Annotated in this window: 16 protein-coding genes; 14 read left to right on the forward strand and 2 right to left on the reverse strand. The window is 70.3% G+C overall.

Annotated features, from left to right (window positions below; all coding sequences use genetic code 11):
* Positions 1 to 4 precede the first annotated feature (4 nt).
* The 7 genes from ACH4YL_RS00180 (at position 5) to ACH4YL_RS00210 (ending at position 8,378) form a co-directional block, all read left to right on the forward strand.
* Positions 5 to 1,159 (forward strand): mandelate racemase/muconate lactonizing enzyme family protein, encoded by a 1,155-nt coding sequence (locus tag ACH4YL_RS00180; RefSeq protein WP_398503220.1) that lies wholly within the window; start codon positions 5 to 7, stop codon positions 1,157 to 1,159.
* Positions 1,156 to 2,181 (forward strand): zinc-binding dehydrogenase, encoded by a 1,026-nt coding sequence (locus tag ACH4YL_RS00185; protein ID WP_398503222.1) that lies wholly within the window; start codon positions 1,156 to 1,158, stop codon positions 2,179 to 2,181. Before ACH4YL_RS00180 ends, ACH4YL_RS00185 begins: the two co-directional genes overlap by 4 nt.
* A 115-nt stretch (positions 2,182 to 2,296) precedes the next feature.
* A complete protein-coding gene (locus ACH4YL_RS00190; RefSeq protein ID WP_398503224.1) occupies positions 2,297 to 3,316 on the forward strand; it encodes a hypothetical protein in 1,020 nt (339 codons plus the stop codon).
* A 5-nt stretch (positions 3,317 to 3,321) separates the two neighbouring features.
* Positions 3,322 to 4,425: a multiple monosaccharide ABC transporter substrate-binding protein gene (gene chvE, locus ACH4YL_RS00195; protein ID WP_398503225.1), complete on the forward strand. Its 1,104-nt coding sequence runs from the start codon at positions 3,322 to 3,324 to the stop codon at positions 4,423 to 4,425.
* Positions 4,422 to 5,963, forward strand: a complete 1,542-nt coding sequence (mmsA, locus tag ACH4YL_RS00200; RefSeq protein WP_398503227.1) for a multiple monosaccharide ABC transporter ATP-binding protein — start codon at positions 4,422 to 4,424, stop codon at positions 5,961 to 5,963. Before chvE ends, mmsA begins: the two co-directional genes overlap by 4 nt.
* Positions 5,964 to 5,968: 5 nt before the next feature.
* The gene (gene mmsB / locus ACH4YL_RS00205; protein ID WP_398503229.1) at positions 5,969 to 7,204 is read left to right on the forward strand and encodes a multiple monosaccharide ABC transporter permease; all 1,236 of its coding nucleotides are present in this window, start codon (positions 5,969 to 5,971) and stop codon (positions 7,202 to 7,204) included.
* Positions 7,205 to 7,229: 25 nt separating this feature from the next.
* A complete protein-coding gene (locus ACH4YL_RS00210; RefSeq protein WP_398503231.1) occupies positions 7,230 to 8,378 on the forward strand; it encodes an aldose epimerase family protein in 1,149 nt (382 codons plus the stop codon).
* 34 nt (positions 8,379 to 8,412) lie between these two features.
* Here ACH4YL_RS00210 and ACH4YL_RS00215 read toward each other — a convergent pair whose 3' ends face one another.
* Positions 8,413 to 9,252 carry an SMP-30/gluconolactonase/LRE family protein gene (locus ACH4YL_RS00215; RefSeq protein WP_398504330.1) on the reverse strand — a complete coding sequence of 280 codons (840 nt, stop codon included), beginning with the start codon at positions 9,250 to 9,252 and terminating at the stop codon, positions 8,413 to 8,415.
* Positions 9,252 to 10,022, reverse strand: a complete 771-nt coding sequence (locus ACH4YL_RS00220) for an IclR family transcriptional regulator (RefSeq protein WP_398503233.1) — start codon at positions 10,020 to 10,022, stop codon at positions 9,252 to 9,254. Before ACH4YL_RS00220 ends, ACH4YL_RS00215 begins: the two co-directional genes overlap by 1 nt.
* Positions 10,023 to 10,974: 952 nt before the next feature.
* On the opposite strand from ACH4YL_RS00220, the gene ACH4YL_RS00225 reads away from it, so the two are divergent.
* From ACH4YL_RS00225 to ACH4YL_RS00255, 7 genes are all read left to right on the forward strand, one after another.
* Positions 10,975 to 11,175, forward strand: coding sequence for a hypothetical protein (locus ACH4YL_RS00225; protein WP_398503235.1), 201 nt, complete (start codon positions 10,975 to 10,977; stop codon positions 11,173 to 11,175).
* Positions 11,172 to 12,527, forward strand: a complete 1,356-nt coding sequence (locus ACH4YL_RS00230; protein ID WP_398503237.1) for a copper resistance CopC/CopD family protein — start codon at positions 11,172 to 11,174, stop codon at positions 12,525 to 12,527. The genes ACH4YL_RS00225 and ACH4YL_RS00230 overlap by 4 nt, the downstream gene beginning before the upstream one ends.
* A 60-nt stretch (positions 12,528 to 12,587) precedes the next feature.
* Positions 12,588 to 13,634, forward strand: a complete 1,047-nt coding sequence (locus ACH4YL_RS00235) for a plastocyanin/azurin family copper-binding protein (protein WP_398503238.1) — start codon at positions 12,588 to 12,590, stop codon at positions 13,632 to 13,634.
* 282 nt (positions 13,635 to 13,916) lie between these two features.
* Positions 13,917 to 14,444: a hypothetical protein gene (locus tag ACH4YL_RS00240; RefSeq protein WP_398503240.1), complete on the forward strand. Its 528-nt coding sequence runs from the start codon at positions 13,917 to 13,919 to the stop codon at positions 14,442 to 14,444.
* Positions 14,432 to 15,166, forward strand: coding sequence for a plastocyanin/azurin family copper-binding protein (locus ACH4YL_RS00245; protein ID WP_398503242.1), 735 nt, complete (start codon positions 14,432 to 14,434; stop codon positions 15,164 to 15,166). The genes ACH4YL_RS00240 and ACH4YL_RS00245 overlap by 13 nt, the downstream gene beginning before the upstream one ends.
* A gap of 184 nt (positions 15,167 to 15,350) precedes the next feature.
* Positions 15,351 to 17,213: a Na+/H+ antiporter NhaA gene (gene nhaA / locus ACH4YL_RS00250; RefSeq protein WP_398504332.1), complete on the forward strand. Its 1,863-nt coding sequence runs from the start codon at positions 15,351 to 15,353 to the stop codon at positions 17,211 to 17,213.
* A gap of 103 nt (positions 17,214 to 17,316) precedes the next feature.
* Positions 17,317 to 18,825, forward strand: a complete 1,509-nt coding sequence (locus ACH4YL_RS00255; protein ID WP_398503243.1) for a glutamate synthase subunit beta — start codon at positions 17,317 to 17,319, stop codon at positions 18,823 to 18,825.
* Positions 18,826 to 18,910: the final 85 nt, after the last annotated feature.

The following is an 18,910-nucleotide window of genomic DNA, read 5'->3' on the forward strand; positions in this document are numbered from 1 at the left end:
TCCCGTGCGCATCACCGGAGTCACCACACATGTCGTCGGCACCGCCTGGCGCAATCTGACGTACGTCCAGGTCCATACCGACGAGGGTCTGACCGGCGTCGGCGAGACGCGGATGCTGGGGCGGACCGATGCGCTGATCGGCTACCTCCGGGAGGCCGAGGCCAACCACATAGCCGGTTCCGACCCGTTCGCGGTCGAGGACCTCGTACGCCGCATGAAGTACGGCGACTTCGGGCGGGCCGGCGAGATCGTCATGTCCGGCATCGCCTGCGTGGAGATGGCGTGCTGGGACATCAAGGGCAAGGCGCTCGGCGTCCCGGTGTGGCAGCTGCTCGGCGGCAAGGTCACCGATCGGGTCAAGGCGTACGCGAACGGCTGGTACACCACCGAGCGCACTCCGGAGGCGTACCACAAAGCGGCACAGGCGGTGGTCGACCGCGGCTACCGGGCCCTGAAGATCGACCCGTTCGGGACCGGGCACTACGAGCTCGACCATGAGCAGACCGCGTACGCGGTGTCGCTGATCGAGGCCGTACGGGACGCGATAGGCCCCGAGCGCGAACTGATGCTGGAGATGCACGGGCGATTCAGTCCGGCCACCGCCGTCCGTCTCGCGCACGAGATGGCGCCCTTCCGGCCCGCCTGGCTGGAGGAGCCGGTGCCGCCGGAGAACCTCAAGGCGCTCGCCAAGGTGGCCGGAAAGGTTGATCTCCCGATCGCGACTGGTGAACGCATCCATGACCGCATCGAGTTCCGCGAACTCTTCGAGTCGCAGGCCGCCGACATCATCCAGCCGGACGTCGGCCATGTCGGCGGCATCCTGGAGGCCCGCAAGCTCGCCGCCACCGCCGAGACCCACTACGTACTCGTCGCGCCGCACAACGTCGGCGGCTCGGTGCTCACCGCAGCGTCCCTCCAGCTCGCGGGCTGTACCCCGAACTTCAAGATTCTCGAGCACTTCAACGACTTCGCGGACGCGGAGATCAAGAGCGTGGTCAAGGGCGCTCCGCAGGTGGATCCGGAGACCGGCTGCTTCGAGCTGTCCCACGAGCCGGGGCTCGGCGTCGAGCTGGACACCGACGCGGCTGCCGAATTCCCGCAGCAGCAGGCCCGGTTCGACCTCTGGTCCGAGGGCTGGGAGAAGAGGTCCCCGAAGTGACCGGCGCAGAAGTGAGCCGCGCCGTCGTCGTCGAGGCGCCCGGCGCGCATCGGCTGGTGACGGCCGCGGTCCCCGAGCCGGGCCCCGGTGAGGTGCGCGTACGGGTGGCCGCCGCCGGGATCTGCATGAGTGACCGCGAGGTGTACGACGGCCACCGCGACCCGGCGTATGTCCGCTACCCCGTCGTGCCCGGCCATGAGTGGTCGGGCACCGTCGAGGCGGTGGGCGAGGGTGTCGGCACTGAGCTCGTGGGACGCAGGACGGTCGCCGAGGGGTTCCGCGCCTGCGGGACCTGCGAGCGCTGCAGAAACGGCGAGACGTCCCTGTGCACCGCCGAGTACGCGGAGACGGGGTTCACGCATCCCGGCGCCTTCGCCGACCATGTCCTCGTCCCGGCCCGGCTGCTGCATGTGCTCGCCGACGCCTCGGATCTGCGCGCCGCCGCGCTGCTGGAGCCGGCCGCGGTGGTGGCGGCAGCCGTACGGGCCGGGCGGCCCGAGGCCGGTGAGCGGATCGCCGTGGTCGGCGCGGGCACCCTCGGTCTGCTCGCGGTGCAGCTGCTCAGCTCCTTCTCCCCGGCCGAGCTCACCGTCATCGATCCGCGGGACGCTCGTGCCGAACAGGCACGTGACTTCGGTGCGAGCGCGATCCGCAGTCCCGAGGAGGCCGAGGCGGTGCGCGGCCGCTATGACCTCGTCGTGGAGACGGCGGGTGCGCCGAGCACCGCGAACGACGCCTGTCTGCTGGCCCGGCGCGGCGGGCGGGTGATTCTCACCGGGATGTTCGCGCCCGGCGCGCACGGCATCGACCCGGTGCATCTGTCGCTGAGCCAGCTCTCGGTGCGCAGCGTCTTCGGCGCCCCGTCCGCTGCCTGGTCCTTCGCCGTACGCGCCTTCACCACCGGGCTGATCGATCCGGCACCGCTGATCACCCACCAGTTTCCACTGACCCGGTTCGCCGAGGCCGTCGCTCTGGTCGGCGCCGGTGGCGCCAAGACCGGGAAGGTCCTGCTCCTCCCCTAGTACGCGCGCCGGCTCGGGCTCCCTGACGTGTCCGTGCCGGCGCGCAACGTCCCGAACGTCATCCGATATTTCGAACGACTGCAGATCGCGGCAGACAGCCAGACCAAGGAGCCCCGTGAGCGACCCCGCCACCCATCGCCGCCCCGGCGCCGACGCCCTCGCGCGCATCGGTCACCCCTCGCCCGAGACCCATCACGACGACGCCTCGCCGCACACCTTCCCCGACGGGGGCACCTGGCGCACCGAAATACCGTCGGTCGAAGGCCCCGAGGCACTCGCCGTCGTACTCAAGGAGAGCGCACGGCTCGACGTCCCCGTCCACCGCGTCAGCCAGGGCAGTGGCGTCTGGATGCTGACGGACTCCGAGATCACCGAGATGGTGGAGTCGAGCGCCGAACGCGACATCGAGCTCTGCCTGTTCACCGGACCGCGCGGCACCTGGGACATCGGCGCCGGGACCCGCGCACCGTCCGGAGGCGCCGGGCTGCGCGCCCGCGGCCACGACGCGCTCGCGGGCTGCGTCGAAGACGCGCTGCGGGCCACCGAACTCGGCGTCACCTGCCTGCTCGTCGCCGACGAAGGCGTGCTCTGGACACTGCACCGACTGCGCGAACAAGGCGTGCTGCCGGCCGGCACGACCCTCAAGGTCTCCGCGCTGATCGGCCCCGTCAACCCGGCCTCGTACGCCGTCTACGAAGGGCTCGGCGCGGACTCCGTCAACATCCCCTCCGACCTCACCCTGACCCACCTCAGCGAGATACGCCGCACCAGCCGCGCCCCGATGGACTTCTACATCGAGGCCCCCGACGACCTCGGCGGCCATGTCCGGATGTACGAGGCGGCCGAACTGATCAGGCGCGGTGCGCCGCTGTATCTCAAGTTCGGCCTCAGCAAGGCCCCCGGGATCTACCCCTACGGCGCACAGCTTCGCGACGCCGCACTCGACACTGCCCGCGAACGCGTACGCCGCGGCCGGCTCGTACTCGATCTGCTCGCCCGGCACGGCGCAGGCGGCGGCATGTCCCCGCTCGGCTGCCACGCGCCCGGCGTGCTCAACCGCTTCCCCGTCCCCGCCCGCGAACTCCCCGCCCGCGAACTGCCCGCCTCCGAACTCCCCGCCTCCGCAAAGGACTGATCACCATGCGCACCCGCCGAGCCGCGACCGCCCTCACCGCAGCCCTCGCCCTCACCCTCACCCTCGCCGCCTGTGGCCAGAGCAGTGCGGGCGGCAGCAACGAAAAGAAGGACTCGACAGGCGGCACCATCGGCATCGCGATGCCGACCAAGTCGTCCGAGCGCTGGATAGCCGACGGCAACAACATGGTCGCGGAGTTCAAGAAGCTCGGCTACAAGACAGACCTGCAGTACGGCGAGGACGACGTCGACCAGCAGGTCTCCCAGATCGAGAACATGATCACCAAGGGAGTGGACGTCCTGGTGGTCGCCGCCATCGACGGCCGGGCGCTCAGCGACGTCCTGCGCCAGGCCGGCGAGCAGGGCATCAAGGTGATCTCGTACGACCGGCTCATCCTCGGCAGCCCGGACATCGACTACTACGCCTCCTTCGACAACGAGAAGGTCGGAGAGCTCCAGGCCGGTTACATCGTCGACAAGCTGGGCCTGAAGACCGGCGCCAAGGGCCCGTTCACCATCGAGCTCTTCGCCGGCTCGCCCGACGACAACAACACCCGCTACTTCTTCCAGGGCGCGTGGAAGACCCTCAAGCCGTACATCGACAGCAAGCAGCTCGTCGTACGCAGCAAGCAGACCGCGCTCGACCAGGTCACCACGCTGCGCTGGGACGGCGGCACCGCGCAGCGGCGCATGGACGACCTGCTCACCAGCGCGTACTCCACCGAGGACGTCGACGCCGTGCTCTCGCCCTACGACGGCATCTCCATCGGCATCCTCTCCGCACTCAAGTCGGACGGATACGGCACGGCTGCTAAGCCCTACCCCGTCGTCACCGGGCAGGACGCCGAGGTCGCCTCGGTGAAGTCGATCATCGCGGGCCAGCAGACGCAGACCGTCTACAAGGACACCCGTGCGCTCGCCAAGCAGGCCGTGCAGATGGCGGACGCCGTGCTCCACGACAAGAAGCCCGAGGTCAACGACGTCAAGACATACAACAACGAGAAGAAGGTCGTGCCTTCCTTCCTGCTCAACCCGGTCAGCGTCGACAAGTCCAACTACCAGTCCGTACTGGTCGACTCGGGCTACATCAAGGCAAGTGACCTGAAGTGAGCACGCCCGTCCTTCAAATGCGCTCCATCGTCAAGACGTTCCCCGGCGTCAGAGCGCTGTCCGACGTTTCCCTCACGGTCACGGAAGGCGAAGTCCACGCCATCTGCGGGGAGAACGGCGCGGGCAAGTCGACCCTGATGAAAGTCCTCAGCGGCGTTCATCCGCACGGGAGTTACGAAGGAGACATCCTCTTCCGCGGCGAACACTGCACCTTCCGCGACATCGGGGCGAGCGAGGCCCGCGGCATCGTGATCATCCACCAGGAGCTCGCCCTGGTGCCCTATCTCTCGATCGCCGAGAACATCTTCCTCGGCAACGAACACGCCAGGCACGGCATCATCAGCTGGAACGAAACCCTCCGGCATGCGGCCGCGCTGCTGAAGCGGGTCGGCCTCAAGGAGCATCCGCAGACCCGGGTCGCGGACATCGGCGTGGGCAAGCAGCAGCTCGTGGAGATCGCGAAAGCCCTCTCCAAAGAGGTCAAACTGCTGATCCTCGACGAGCCGACCGCGGCGCTCAACGACGACGACAGCGCCAAACTCCTCGAACTCATCCTGGAGTTGAAGGCCCAGGGCATCACCTCGATCATCATCTCGCACAAGCTCAACGAGATCGCGTCCGTCGCCGACTCCGTCACGATCCTCCGGGACGGCCGGACCATCGAGACCCTCGATGTGAAGGCGGAGAGCACCACCGAGGACCGGATCATCCGCGGCATGGTCGGCCGCGATCTCGACCACCGCTTCCCCGAACGCACCCCGTTCGACGGCGAGCCCGGTGCCCGGCCGGCCCTGGAGATCCGCGACTGGACCGTGCACCACCCGATCGACCAGCAGCGCAAGGTCGTGGACCAGGTCTCCGTACAGGTCCGGCGCGGCGAGATCGTCGGCATCGCGGGGCTGATGGGCGCGGGCCGCACCGAACTCGCGATGAGCGTCTTCGGCCGGTCCTACGGCCGCAACATCAGCGGACAGGTCTTCAAGGACGGCCGTGAGATCCGCACCAGAACCGTCCCCGAGGCGGTGGAACACGGCATCGCGTATGTCACTGAGGACCGTAAGCAGTACGGCCTCAACCTCATCGACACCATCGGCCGCAACATCAGCCTGAGCGCACTCGGCAAGGTCGCCAGACGCGGAATCGTCGACGAGCACGAGGAGACCAGGGTCGCCGAGTCCTATCGCACGAGCATGAACATCAAGGCCCCCACCGTCTTCGAGCAGGTCGGCCGGCTCTCGGGCGGCAACCAGCAGAAGGTCGTCCTCAGCAAGTGGATCTTCGCCGGACCCGAGGTGCTGATCCTCGACGAGCCCACCCGAGGCATCGACGTCGGCGCCAAGTACGAGATCTACACCGTCATCGACAAGCTCGCCGCCGAGGGCCGGGCCGTCGTCTTCATCTCCTCCGAACTCCCCGAACTGCTCGGCATGTGCGACCGCATCTACACGATGGCCGCCGGCCGGGTCACCGGGGAGATCCCGCGGAGCGAAGCGACCCAGGAAGTGCTGATGCGCCACATGACCACGGACAAGAGGTAAGCCAGATGGGCCCGGTCACCACCGACACACCGAAGGGCGCACCGCCCGCGCCCGCAGCGAAGGTCTCCGCGGCCCGCGCGCTGCTCCTGGACGCCGCGCGCCGCAACATGCGCCAGTACGGCATGCTCATCGCGCTCGCGCTGATCGTCGTGCTGTTCCAGATCTGGACCGACGGTGTGCTGCTCAAGCCGAACAACGTCACCAACCTGGTGCTGCAGAACAGTTACATCCTGGTCCTGGGCATCGGGATGATGATCGTCATCATCGCCGGCCACATCGATCTGTCGGTCGGCTCGCTCGCCGCCTTCGTATCGGCCGCCTGCGCCGTGATGATGGTCCAGCACGATGTGCCCTGGGTGCTGGCCCTGGTGCTTGCACTGGTCATCGGCGCGGCCGCCGGAGCGTGGCAGGGCTTCTGGATCGCCTACGTCGGGATTCCGTCGTTCATCGTCACGCTCGCCGGAATGCTGCTCTTCCGCGGCGGAACCCAGATCCTGCTGGGCTCCCGCTCGCTCGGCCCGTTCCCCGAAGGCTTCCAGAAGATCTCCACCGGCTACCTCCCCGAACTGGGGCCGAAGACCAACTACCACAATCTCACCATCCTGTTGGGGCTCGCACTGCTCGCCTTCGCCCTCCTCCAGGAGATCCGCGACCGCCGCCGCCAGCAGCAGTACGAGCTGGATGTGCTGCCCCGCGGCCTGTTCCTGGCCAAGTGCGCGGCGCTGGCCGCGGCGGTCCTCGCCTTCACACTGACCCTGGCCAGCTACCGCGGCGTGCCGGTGGTCCTGCTGCTGCTCGCCGCGCTGCTCATCGGCTTCGGCTTCGTCATGCGCAACGCGGTCGTCGGACGGCATGTCTACGCGCTGGGCGGCAACCAGGCCGCGGCGAAGCTCTCCGGCGTGAAGGACAAGCGCGTCACCTTCCTGGTGTTCGTGAACATGGGCGTGCTCGCGGCCCTGGCCGGTGTCGTGTACGCGGCCCGGCTGAACGCGGGTGTCCCGCAGGCGGGCGTCAACTTCGAACTCGAGGCGATCGCGGCCGCGTTCATCGGCGGCGCGTCGATGAGCGGCGGCGTCGGCACCGTCCTGGGCGCCGTCATCGGCGGTCTGGTGCTGGGCGTGCTGAACAACGGCATGTCACTGGTGGGCATCGGCACCGACTACCAGCAGGTCATCAAGGGATGCGTGCTGCTGGCGGCGGTCGGGTTCGACGTCTGGAACAAGCGCAAGGTCGGTTCATGATCCACTCCAACTCTGGGAGCCGCACATGAGCACGAGCAGACGCACCGTACTGGCGGGCGCGGCGGCAGCCGCCGCGACCCTGACAGCGACGGGCACGGCACACGCCTGGTCCGGGAGGCTTCCGTCCCGGGAGCTCTTCGGCCAGCTGGCCGACGGCACGAAGGTGTACCGCTGGACCCTCGCGAACGGAGGGACGCGGCTGAAGGTCCTCTCGTACGGCGGGATCGTCCAGTCCCTGGAGATCCCGGACCGCCGTGGCCGGCACGCCAACGTCTCACTCGGTTTCGACAATCTCGCCGACTACGTCGCCAAGTCCCCGTACTTCGGCGCGCTCATCGGCCGCTACGGCAACCGCATCGCCAAGGGACGCTTCACCCTCGACGGCCACAGCTACCAACTGCCGCTGAACGACGGGCCGAACAGCCTGCACGGCGGCGACCGTGGCTTCGACAAACGGGTGTGGGACATCGAGCCGTTCACCCACGGCTCGGACGTCGGTCTCGTCCTGCGGTACGTCAGCCCGGACGGCGAGGCGGGCTATCCCGGGACCTTGCGGGTGACGGTCACGTACACCCTGACCGCGGGCGGTGAGTGGCGGATCGACTATGCGGCGACCACCGACCGGGCCACCGTCGTCAACCTCACCAGCCACACCTACTTCCAGCTGGCCGGTGAAGGGAGCGGCGGCGTCCACGACCACACACTGGAGCTGGCAGCCGCCCGCTACACGCCCGTCGACTCCACTCTGATCCCGACCGGCGAGCTCGCGACGGTGGCACGCACCCCGTTCGACTTCCGGCGGGCGAAGGCCATCGGCGCCGATCTGCGCGAGCCGCACCCGCAGATCGTGTACGGGAAGGGCATCGACCACAACTTCGTGCTGGACAAGGGGCTCACGGCCCGTCCCGAGTACGCGCTGACCGTCGGGGAGCCGGCGTCGGGACGAGTGATGCGGATGTACACCACCGAGCCCGGCATGCAGTTCTACAGCGGCAACTTCCTCGACGGCACGCTGGAAGGCACCTCGGGGCGGCTCTACCGGCAGGGCGACGGCTTCTGTCTGGAGTCCCAGCACTTCCCGGACTCGCCGAACCGGCCGGAGTTCCCGACGACGGTGCTGCGCCCCGGCGCGGTGCTCCGGTCGACGACTGTGCACGCCTTCTCGACGCGCTGAGCCGTCCAGGAGCGGCGGGGGGCGCTTCAGGCGGTCAGCCCGCGAACGCCGGCTGGGGAAGTCCCCGGCCGGCGTCCGGCACGACCAGCAGCGAGCCCGCGAGCGGGTGCGGGGTGTGACCCACTCTGGCCGACGTGATGTACAGGTCGGTCAGGCCGGCGCCGCCGAAGGCGCAGGCCGTGGGGCGGCGCACGGGCACCGGCAAGGTGCGGTCGAGACGGCCGTCCGGTGTGTAGCGGCGCAGCGCAGCGCCGTCCCACAGCGCCACCCAGACACAGCCGTCGACGTCCACGCACAGACCGTCGGGAAAGCCCGCGCCGGCCTCGATCGCGGCGAACGGCCGTCGCCCCGACACCTCGGAGCCGGACACGTCGAAGACGTCGATGCGGCGGGTCGGACTGTCGATGTAGTACATCCGCCGGCCGTCCGGGCTCCAGCCCGTGCCGTTGCTGACGGCCACGTCGTCGAGCACGGTCGCCGGCTCGCCGTCCGCGCCGATCCGCAGGAGGGTTCCGCCGCCCGGTGCTTCGTCGTAGCGCATGCTTCCGGCCCACAGTGAGCCGTCCGGGCCGACTGCCGCGTCATTGCCCCGGCGGCCGGGGACCGGATCGCGTACCAGCCAGGAGAAGCGGCCGTCGGTGTCGTACCGGCCGATGCCGTCGCGGAGATTGACGACGAGCCCGCCACCCGCCCGCGGTTTGGCGGCGCCGACATGCTGCTCGGTGGCCAGGACCGTACGACGGCCCGAGGACGGTTCGTAGGTGTGGACGCGGGAGGAAAGGACGTCGACCCAGATCAGCCGGCCGCTCGCCATGTCCCAGGTCGGGCCCTCGCCCAGCTCGGCGGCCTCGTGCACGGCGACGTCGGGGCGGATCACGCGCTGCCCCGGTGTCCGAGCCGGGCGGAGAGCTCGCCGGCGCCCTTGGACGCCAACTCGGCCAGCTCAGTGCGCCGTTGTTCGCTCCAGCGGATGGTGGGCACCGAGATGCTCAGCGCGGCCACGACCCGCCCGGTGGAGTCCCGCACCGCCGCGGCGACACAGCTGACGTCGGGATTGGCCTCGCGTTCCTCGACGGCGATCCGGCTCTCGCGCACGCCGGCCAGCTGGCGGCGCAGTTCCTCGGGAGAGGTGATGCTGTTGCCGGTCAGAGCGGGCAGCGGCCCCTCCTCGGGCAGGATGTCCGCCAGCGCGGCCTCGGGCAGCATGGCGAGCAGCATCTTGCCCACAGCGGTGCAGTGTGCGGGCAGCCGGCGGCCGGCCGCCGAGACCATACGGACGGCGTGAGTGCTGTCGACCTTGGCGATGTAGATGACGTCGGCGCCTTCGAGGATCGCGACGTGCACGGTCTCGTCGCAGGTCTCGGCGACGCTGCGGGCGACCTGCTGGCCCTCGGCGGCGAGATCGAGCTGCTCCGCGTAGCGGCTGCCGAGCTGGTACGACCGCACTCCGAGCCGGTAGCGCCCCGGCTGATCCGGCACCGGGACGAGGTAGTTGCGCTCGGCGAGGGTGGTCAGCAGCTCATGGACCGTCGTACGGGGAAGCTGGAGGCTGCGGGTGATCTCGGGTGCCGACAGGGTGCCGCTGTCGAGGAAGAGCTCCAGAATGTCGAGAGCGCGGGTCACTGCGGGTACGAGGCGTCCCATGGCCGTTCGCCCGCCCTTTCTCATCGTCGTTGATGGTTGTTCGAAATCACGATCGCCGAACGGTATGACGAACATAGATTACTGGGGCGCGCGCGGCCCGGGCAATGGGCGCGCACCCGACACCGGCCTCGTCCCGGCGGACATCCGGCAGGCGCCCGGCAGACATCCGGCGGACAGGACGCTTCGACGGGCGAGCCCGGAAGCGAGTCGGCCTCGCCCAATTCCGCGACATATGCATTCGAGGGAATTCCGTGAAGGAAAAATGCCCTGGATGTTCGAATTCACACCCTCTTCACTGACGGCAATGCGCGCATTCGACACGGATGACCCTGTCTCACAACGACCCGGAGTCCACAAGTGAGCCAATGAAACGGCGCATTAACTGACGCGTAGCCGCGGGGAATCCTACCGGCGCTCCACTCCTTGGCGTCACCGCCGGCGTGCAGGCCCAATTACGCCCACGTGCCCAGTCCTTGGCGCACGTGCAGTCCCCGTGCAGTTGTCAGGAGAAGCCATGTCCTTCTTCGCCAGGGCATCCTGGCCCGGAGATCACCGAGACGAGATCGTCGCCGGTGCACTCACCGCAGCAGTGATCATCGTCCTCGGGTACGCCTCGGGGATCGGCGCCCCGGCTTCCGGGACCTCGGAAACCGCGGCACCGCCGGCCGGCCGGACGCCCGCCGAACCCACCGCTCCGAGCAGCCCCGGCGCCGGCGGGCATGCAGTTCCACCCGGAAACGCGGGACCCGGCACCTCGCACGGCTCATGGGCACTGCCCGCGGACCACGTGCCGGCCGGGCACGGCGGGACAGGCGCCGGAAGCCACGGCGATCACCAGGGCGGGCACGACGGACACGACGGTCCGGGGAATTCACCCGGCCCGGGAAATTCCCCGACATCCCCTTCCCCAAATCCGTCACCCACTCCCGGCGACTCGTGCCAGGACGGTCAGGTGCACCTCGCTCAGCCGCTTCTCGAATTCGTGCTCGATTCGACCTCTGTGCTGCTGGACAATCCCGTCGGTGGATTGTCGGGCGATTCGGGCAGCGGGCTGATCGGCGACCCGGCCGACGCCCCGGACGCTCCCGAACTCTGTCTCGGCGTGACGCCAACACCCTCGCTCGCGCCGCGGACAGAGGAGCCGAAGCCATGAGAAGACGCGCCCTGAGCGCAGGGATTGGCGCTGTCGTGGCGCTGCTGCTGCTCGCTCCGAACGCATCCGCCCATACCGAACTCGCTTCCTCCTCGCCGAAGAACGGGGCACAACTGGCCCGCGCCCCGCATGCCGTCGTCCTCACCTTCACCGAGACCGTCGACCCCGCCGACGTACACGTCACGAGCGAAGGCAAACGGCTGACCGTGCAGCGAGCGGCCACCGGCAAGCCGACCGCTGTCACCGTCGGCATCCCGGAACCGAAAACAAGGACCGGCGCCGGCAGCCTGAACCTTGATTGGCAGGTTCGCGACAGCAGTGACGGGCATGCCTCTTCCGGCAGCCTCTCCTTCCGGATTCGCGCGGCCGCCGGCGCCGATACGGCGCCAGGTGACTCCGGCAAGCCCTCCGCAGACACCGGCCGGGAGACCGCCGCAACGTCCGACAGGCCCGTGCACCTGGCTTGGGCCGCCGCGCGCTGGTCGGGCAATCTCGCCCTCGCCCTGTTCGTCGGAGGGCTGGCCTTCCTTGCGATGCTGTGGCCACAAGGCTCCAACGACCGCAGGACCCGCCGGATTCTGGCCGCCGCCTGGGCCTGCGGGCTGGCCGCAACGGTGGCAGGAGCTGGTCTGCAGGGTGCGTACGGCGCATTCGGGTCTCTCGGCGACACGCTCGAAGTGTCCACGTACCAGCAGCTGCTGGACAGCGAGGTCGGCATCGTGCTCGCCTGCCGGGCGCTGATGTGGGTGCTGGCCGCCGTCGTACTGACCGCGCTCCTGCAGGGCGGCCAGCGGACGGCGCGGTCGCCGGGGTGGCGGGTCGGAGCTGCCGTCGTCTGCTTCGGGCTGCTCCGTACGACAGGCATGGCCGGCCACAACTCCGAGGGCGACCACCCAGGTTGGGGGGCCGCCGCCGACATGGTGCATCTGCTCGGCGTATCGCTGTGGCTGGGCGGCCTCACGCTGCTGCTGCTCGGTGTACTGCCGCGGCGCCACCCGACGGAACTGTCGGCCGCCGTCTCCGGCTACTCCACACTCGCAGGCCTGTCCGTCGCGGCGATCGCGGTGGCCGGAACCGTACTGGCCTGGCAGGTGGTCGGCTCGTTCGACGCACTGCTCGGCACCGCCTACGGGCGGCTCCTGCTGCTCAAACTCGCGCTGCTGGCAGCGGTGTTGCTCATCGCCCAGCTCAGCCGGCGCTGGGTGCGAACCCGGCTCGACATCGCCGTACTGCTGCGCGGAGACCGCGCCACCGTACGGCCCTTCGTGTACTCGGTCGCGGCGGAGACGGGGCTCGTCATCGCCGTACTGGCCGCGACGAGTCTGCTGGTCACGGCCAACCCGGGCCGCTGACCCGCGCACTGCCCCGTCCCGCTCTGTCAGCCCTCTCAGCACGCAAGGAGACACACACTCATGCACCCTGACAACACCGCCGCCCCCGGCGCGCGGCTCGAGCCGCGCTCCCGCCGCGGCAACCGCGCACTACTGGCCGGCGGCCTGGGCGCCTCCCTCGCAGCCGTGGCCTGTCTGGGACTCCTCCAGGCGGCGAGTGGGGCACCCGGCCCCACCATGGCGGCCCCGGCCGCCCAGGCCCACCCCGAGCAGGCCCACCCGGCGGCCGCGCAGCCCAAGGCGGCCGACTACACGATCGAGATCACGGGCATGGCGTACAAGCAGCCCACGCTCACCGTGAAGGTCGGCCAGACCGTGACGTGGATCAACAAGGACTCCGCTCCGCACACGGTCACCACGACCAGCGGCCCCGCGAAGTTCGACTCGGGCACGCTGCAGCAGGGCGACAGCTGGTCGTACACCTTCACCGAGGCCGGGACGTACGAGTACTACTGCGCCGTGCACCCGGACATGAAGGCGTCGATCACCGTGGTGCCCGACGACTCCGGCAGCACGGGCGGCGGCTCGGCCTCCGGTGGTTCGGCCTCCGGTGGTTCGAGTTCCGGTGGTTCGGCCTCGGGCGGCAGCTCCGGAGGTACGTCGGGCGGCCACAGCGGCGGTACGTCCGGTGGCCACGGCGGTGGTGATTCGTCCGGAGGCACCTCCGGCGGCAGCAGTTCGGGCGGTACGACCGGCGGAGGCGGCGGCGACGAGCAGTGCCAAAGCGTCCAGCAGGTCCTCATGCCCATCCTGCAGCACCTCAACAAGGCCCACCTGGAACAGTCTCCGGGTCAGCAGGTCCAGGACGCGCTCAAGCTCGACAGCTACATCAAGATGCACACGGTCTGGATCGAATCGATCCTCACTCCGGCCGTGAACGGCAGCGGCGCCATCGCCGACGACACCCTCAGCGTGCTCCTCCAGCACGTCAAATCAGCCCACCTGGAGGCGTCGCCCGGCCAGCAGGTCCAGGACATCCTCAATCCCGACCAGTACGTGAAGACGCACACCGTCTGGGCCGAGCATCTGCTCGCGCCGACCGAGAAGTACCTCACCAACTCCTGCTGACCGGGACGGACAAGACGTGGGGGGGGGGGGGGGGGCGGCCCGGGGGGGGCCCCCCCCCCCCCCCCGTGGGGCGCCCCCCCCCCCCCGGGGGGGGGGAGCAAAAACCCAACGCCCCCCCCCCCCCCCCCCCGGGGGGGGGGTTGGGGGGGGGGGGGGTGGGGGGGGGGGGGGGGGGGGGGGCGGGGGGCGGGGGGGGGGGGGGGGGGCCCCCGCCCCCCCCCCCCCCCCCCCCCCCCCCCACCGCCGTCATTGTCCCTCCCCCGTCCACCGAGGTGCTGGCACATGAACACCGACACGCTCCCCACCGCCGCCCACCCGCCCGTCCCCGAGGGCCACTCCCGGCTTCCCCGCCCCGGCACGTACACAGCCGCCGGCGACCGCTGCATCGTCGAACTCACCGCCCGGCTCGGCCCGTTGGTCACCCTGCGCCGCCGGCTCACCGCGGACGAGGCCGTCCTGACCGTCGCACCGTCGCCCGACGACTGCGTCCTCAGCCTGAAGCTGACCGGCGACGCACTCGGCGGCGAGGAGCTCTCGTTCGTCAGCACCGGTATCGAGCCGGACGGCAAGGGCTCCCGGCTGCTACGCGTTCCCGGCGAACTGGCCACGGGCGACACCACCGTCCCGTCCGTCCCGGCTGCACTGACGCTGCGCGTGGTCGAGTGCACCGACGACCGGCTCCTCGCACTGGGCACCCTTCGGCTGCCCTATGGCCCACTGCGCCGTACGACCGGCTTCACTCTGTCCCGCATCCGCCCCGCAGACCGACTGCGTCTGCTCGTCGCCGCGGAGTTCACATGCCCCGCCTGACCGCCCGAATCCCGCGCGTACTGCTCGCCGCCCTGCTCTTCGCGAGCACCCTCACCTTTCTCGATGCTCCCGCCGCCCACTCCGCCGCCAGTCACCAAGTCGTCATGTCCGGCTATGCGTTCGGCCCCCGCACCCTCACCATCACCGCCGGGGACACCGTCACCTGGATCAACCGGGACAGCGCCCCGCACGACGTGAAGACGACCTCGGGCCCGGAATCCGTCCAGTCCCCCATGCTCAACAAGGGCGGAACCTGGAGCCACACCTTCACCGTCCCCGGGTCGTACGGCTACGTCTGCACGGTGCACCCCGGCATGACGGGGCAGCTCGTGGTCAAGGCCGCCGCCACACGCAAGCCGGCCCCCGCGCCGCCGGCCCCCGCGCCGCCGACCCACCAGCACCGTCACTCCGTCCCCGTCACGACGCCCTCACCTCGCATCCCCGCATCGGCCGTCCCGTCCGCCCACCAGCACGCCGGCGAGTCGGCGGCTGCCGCACCCGCCGCCGGCAGCGCCACGCCGTCCACCGCACAGACCGCCGTACCGGCCGGCCCCGCTCAGCCCACGATCGCGGCCGGCAATGCGGGTTCAGCTCGACCGCTCGACCCATTGCTCGTCCTGGCGGGCAGCATCGCCGGAGTCGCGGTGCTGTGTCTGCTCCTCGTCGGCTCGCGCTCGGCGGCCGCGTCCCCGGCCGGTGGCAACCGCGAGGACACGAGCTGATCAGGCCCGACCCACCGCTCACGAACGCGCGCCACCAACTCGACGCCGCCGCCCGGACACAGGACGAGCCCGGGCGGCGGCGCGAGCCGGGACCGTCGGCAGATGGAGAGCACCCGGCCGCCGGGTGCCGCGGGCACCCGTGGGAGAGAATCGCGAAGTGAGCGAACCTTCAGCGGCCGGCGGGATGTCCGGGCAGACCGTCTGCGGCAGCGACATGCGAACGCCGTGGCGCGACTTCCTGCGCACGGAGACCGGCAGTGCCACCTTCCTGCTGGCCGCAGTCGTGGCGGCGCTCGTCTGGGCGAATACCGGGCCCGGCTCGTACGAAGCCTTCTGGGGCACGCACCTGTCGATCGAGTTGGGTTCCCGCGGAGTGTCGCTCGATCTGCGCGAGTGGGTCAACAACGGGCTGATGACCCTGTTCTTCTTCGTCGTCGGACTCGAGGCGCGCCGCGAATTCGACATGGGAGAGCTGCGTGACCGGCGGCGCGTGACGCTTCCGCTGGTCGTCGGCATCGCCGGGATGCTGGTGCCGGTGGCCGTCTACCTCGCCGTCAACAGCGGCCATGCCTCGGTGCACGGCTGGGGCGCCGCGATGTCCACGGACACCGCCTTCGCCCTCGGCATGCTCGCTCTGCTCGGCAAGCGCCTGCCGGCGGGACTGCGCGTCTTCATCCTCACGATCACCGTCGTCGACGACTTCGTCGCGCTCGGCGTCATCGCCGTCGCCTACAGCGACACCATCGAGGTCGCCGCTCTTCTCGTGGCGCTGGGCATCTTCGGCGTCATTCTGCTGGTGCGGGCCGCCGGTGTACGCCGCGGTCCGGTGTACGCGCTGCTCTCCATCGCGACCTGGACGGCGCTGCTGAAGTCCGGCGTCGACCCAGTGGTCACCGGTCTGGCCGTGGGACTGCTCACGTACGCGTATCCGGCGGCCCGAAGCGACCTGGAGAACGCGAGCGGCCTGTTCCGGCTGTTCCGGGAACAGCCGACACCGGAGCTCGAACGGTCCGTACGGCAGGGACTGGCATCGACCATCTCGCCGAACGAGCGGCTGCAACGGATGTACCACCCCTGGACCAGCTACGTCATCGTGCCGCTGTTCGCGCTGGCCAACACCGGCATCCCGATCGGGACGACCCAGCTGTCGGAGGCCGCGAGCTCACCGGTCACGCTCGGCATCCTGCTCGGCTTCGTCCTGGGCAAGCCGGTCGCGGTCCTGGGCGCGTCATGGCTGGCAGTCCGGGTCAGCCGCGGACGGCTGCGGCTGCCGGTCGGCTGGGGCGCGACGGCGGCCGGCGGCACCATCGCGGGCACCGGATTCACCGTGTCCCTGCTCATCGCGACCCTCGCCTTCACCGGCGACCAGCTGGACGACGCGAAGATCGGCATCCTCGCGGCCGTCGTCTGTTCCTTCGCCCTCACCTGGGCCGTGTCGGCCGTGATCGGGCTGCTGCCCCGCCGTATGCAGCTCCGTGCGCTGCTGGGCGCGGCGGAGCGCATCGTCGACCTGGCCGCGCCCGTCGACGAAGAACGGGACCACATCCGCGGGCGCCCGGACGCTCCGGTCACGATGGTCGAGTACGGCGACTTCGAATGCCCCTACTGCGGTCAGGCGGAACCCGTCATCCGCGCACTCCTCGCCGACTTCGGCGACGTCCGCTACGTCTGGCGGCATCTGCCGCTGCCCGACGTCCACCCCCGGGCCCAACTGGCCGCGGAAGCGTCCGAGGCTGCGGCCGCGCAGGGCGCCTTCTGGCGGATGCACGACCTTCTCCTCGAACGCCAGGATGCCCTGAAGCCTGCTGATCTGGTGCGCCATGCGGCGGAGATCGGCCTGGACGTCCCGCGTTTCGAGCGCGACCTGCGCAAGCGGACCGGCGCCGGGCGGGTGGCAGAGGACGTGGAGTCGGCGGACCTCAGCGGGGTCTCCGGGACACCGTCCTTCTTCATCAACGGCGTACGCCACCACGGCGCGTACGACATCGCCCACCTCTCCGCCGCTGTGCGAACCGCGCGCCAGCGCGCAGCCGTCCGGCGGACGTAGCCCCGCGTCACATCCGGGCCCATCGGCCGGTTAAACCGCAACAAAGCAGGCGTAGGCTGGCCAGAACGCCGTATTGCACCGCGAACGAGTGTGGAGGCGGCGCATGACCGACCCACACGGCTTCCTCAAGTTCCCCCGGCGGCCCGTCCCGCCGCGCCCCGTCGAGGAACGGCTGAGCGACTGGCACGAGGTCTACGCCGGGCAGGCGCTGCTTCCGCTGGTGTCGGAGCAGGCCGGGCGCTGCATGGACTGCGGCATACCGTTCTGCCACAGCGGCTGCCCGCTGGGGAATCTCATCCCGGAGTGGAACGCGTACGCCACCCACGGCGACTGGCAGGCGGCGGCCGAGCGGCTGCACGCGACGAACAATTTCCCCGAGTTCACCGGGCGGCTGTGCCCGGCGCCGTGCGAGGACGGCTGTGTGCTGGCCATCAATGCGGATCCCGTGACGATCAAGAACGTCGAACAGGCCATCGCCGACCAGGCCTGGGAACGCGGATACGCGCCGCCGCAGCCGCCGGGGCGGCTCAGCGGGAAGACCGTCGCCGTCATCGGCTCCGGACCCGCGGGGCTGGCGGCGGCGCAGCAGCTCACCCGCATCGGCCACACGGTCGCCGTCTACGAGCGCGCCGACCGCATCGGCGGACTCCTGCGCTACGGCATCCCCGAGTTCAAGATGGAGAAACGGCACCTGGACCGCCGCATCGAGCAGATGAGGGCCGAGGGCACCAAGTTCCGTACCGGTGTGGACGTCGGCGGCGATCTCGACGCCGGCGAGCTCAGAAGGCGCTACGACGCGGTGGTCGTCGCCGTCGGAGCCATGGAGCGGCGGGAGCTCCCCGTCCCCGGCCGTGAGCTGTACGGCATCCATCAGGCCATGGACTACCTGCCGCTCGCCAACCGGGTCGCACAGGGCGACTACGACACCTCCCCCGTCACCGCCGAGGGCAAGCCCGTGGTGATCGTCGGCGGCGGCGACACCGGCTCGGACTGCCTGGGCACCGCCCTGCGCCAGGGCGCCGCCTCCGTGGTGCAGCTGGACATCAACCCGGAGCCTGGCGACGCCCGGCCGGACACCGAGCCCTGGCCCGTCCATCCGAAGGTCTACCGGATCTCCCACGCCCACGCCGAGGCGCGGGGGCGGCACGGCACCGATCCGCGCGTCTTCTCCTCCGCCACGCTCCGCTTCGAGGGGGACACGGCGGGCCATGTGCGGGCCCTGCGCCTGACAGAGGTGGAACCCGAGGCCAGAGCGCCGCGGCCGGACACTGAGCAGGTGATCCCGGCGGAGCTGGTGCTGCTCGCCCTCGGCTTCAGTGGCCCCGAACGGGACACCGGCCTGATCGAACAGCTCGAGCTCACGCTGGACGGCCGGGGAAACTTCGCCCGGGATGCCGATTTCACGGCCGAAACAACCGGGCACGCCGAACGAGCGGCACGTAACACGGCCGGCGGCGTCTTCGTCGCGGGCGACGCGGGACGCGGCCAGTCCCTGGTGGTGTGGGCCATCGCGGAGGGACGCGCCGCCGCCGCGGCCGCGGACCGCTATCTGACCGGCTCCACCCTGCTCCCGGCCCCCATCACCCCGGGCAGCCGCCCGCTGGCGGCATGACATCTCGGACCCGGAGCCCGGAGAACAGTCCCGCCACGGGGCTGCCCTGTGCCGGATCCTGGCGGAGACTGAAAGTACGGGGCCG

Source organism: Streptomyces sp. NPDC020681 (assembly GCF_044334895.1).
GTDB lineage: Bacteria > Actinomycetota > Actinomycetes > Streptomycetales > Streptomycetaceae > Streptomyces.

Bases quoted from the DNA above. Each gene is read 5' to 3' on its own strand.
- ACH4YL_RS00210 (WP_398503231.1), top strand. From the start codon at position 7,230: ATGAGCACGAGCAGACGCACCGTACTGGCGGGCGCGGCGGCAGCCGCC.
- ACH4YL_RS00240 (WP_398503240.1), top strand. From the start codon at position 13,917: ATGAACACCGACACGCTCCCCACCGCCGCCCACCCGCCCGTCCCCGAG.
- ACH4YL_RS00245 (WP_398503242.1), top strand. From the start codon at position 14,432: ATGCCCCGCCTGACCGCCCGAATCCCGCGCGTACTGCTCGCCGCCCTG.
- nhaA (WP_398504332.1), top strand. From the start codon at position 15,351: ATGTCCGGGCAGACCGTCTGCGGCAGCGACATGCGAACGCCGTGGCGC.
- ACH4YL_RS00255 (WP_398503243.1), top strand. From the start codon at position 17,317: ATGACCGACCCACACGGCTTCCTCAAGTTCCCCCGGCGGCCCGTCCCG.
- chvE (WP_398503225.1), top strand. From the start codon at position 3,322: ATGCGCACCCGCCGAGCCGCGACCGCCCTCACCGCAGCCCTCGCCCTC.
- ACH4YL_RS00220 (WP_398503233.1), bottom strand. From the start codon at position 10,022: ATGGGACGCCTCGTACCCGCAGTGACCCGCGCTCTCGACATTCTGGAG.
- mmsB (WP_398503229.1), top strand. From the start codon at position 5,969: ATGGGCCCGGTCACCACCGACACACCGAAGGGCGCACCGCCCGCGCCC.
- ACH4YL_RS00235 (WP_398503238.1), top strand. From the start codon at position 12,588: ATGCACCCTGACAACACCGCCGCCCCCGGCGCGCGGCTCGAGCCGCGC.
- ACH4YL_RS00230 (WP_398503237.1), top strand. From the start codon at position 11,172: ATGAGAAGACGCGCCCTGAGCGCAGGGATTGGCGCTGTCGTGGCGCTG.